The organism is Streptomyces milbemycinicus (genome assembly GCF_002154605.1).
Lineage (GTDB): Bacteria > Actinomycetota > Actinomycetes > Streptomycetales > Streptomycetaceae > Streptomyces > Streptomyces milbemycinicus.
Genome location: NZ_MUNE01001113.1, coordinates 283 through 1,089 on the forward strand (window position 1 = coordinate 283; position 807 = coordinate 1,089).

At 73.6% G+C, this 807-nt stretch carries 1 protein-coding gene; it reads left to right on the forward strand.

Annotation, left to right across the window (positions count from 1 at the left end; all coding sequences use genetic code 11):
* On the forward strand, window positions 1-807 hold an 807-nt coding region (locus CCN51_RS51410), incomplete at both ends, for a SulP family inorganic anion transporter (RefSeq protein WP_143676228.1).

Here is an 807-nt window from a genome sequence, read left to right on the forward strand (position 1 = left end):
GTCGGCGGCCTGGTCACCGGCTTTCTGCCGGGCAGCAGCCTGCAGGTCAGCGGGCCGGCGGCCGGTCTGACCGTGCTCGTGTACGAGGCGGTGTCGGAATACGGCGTCGCGGCCCTCGGCGTCCTGGTCCTCATGTCCGGGCTGCTCCAGCTGGCGATGGGTGTGCTGCGCCTGGGCCGCTGGTTCCGCGCGATCTCCGTCGCGGTCGTCCAGGGCATGCTCGCGGGCATCGGCCTCGTACTGATCGCCGGACAGCTGTACGCGCTCGCCGACGTCAAGGCGCCGAGCAGCGGCCTGGGCAAGCTGGGCGGGCTGCCCGGTCTGATCGCCGATGTGGCCGGGTCGGACACCGCGATGAAGGCGGTGGCCGTCGGCGTGGGAACGATCGCGGTGCTGGTGCTGTGGCCGCGCTGGAAGCCGGGCGCGCGGGTGCTGCCCGCTCCGCTGGCGGCGGTCGCACTGGCCACGCTGGCCACGGTGGGGATGGACCTGCCCGTCGCGCGGGTCGAGGTGCAGGGCCTGCTGGACGCCGTGCAGCCGCCCGGCGGCAGTGAATTCGCGCAGCTCGCGGAGATCGGCGTGATCGGGACCGTGCTCGCCTTCACGCTGATCGCCTCGGCCGAGAGCCTGTTCTCCGCGGCGGCCGTGGACCGGCTGCACGACGGCCCGCGGACCGACTACGACAAGGAGCTCATCGCGCAGGGCGCGGGCAACGCGGTGTGCGGCGCGCTGGGCGCCCTGCCGATGACCGCGGTGATCGTACGGAGCGCCGCCAATGTGCAGGCGGGCGCCAAGACGAAGGCCTCG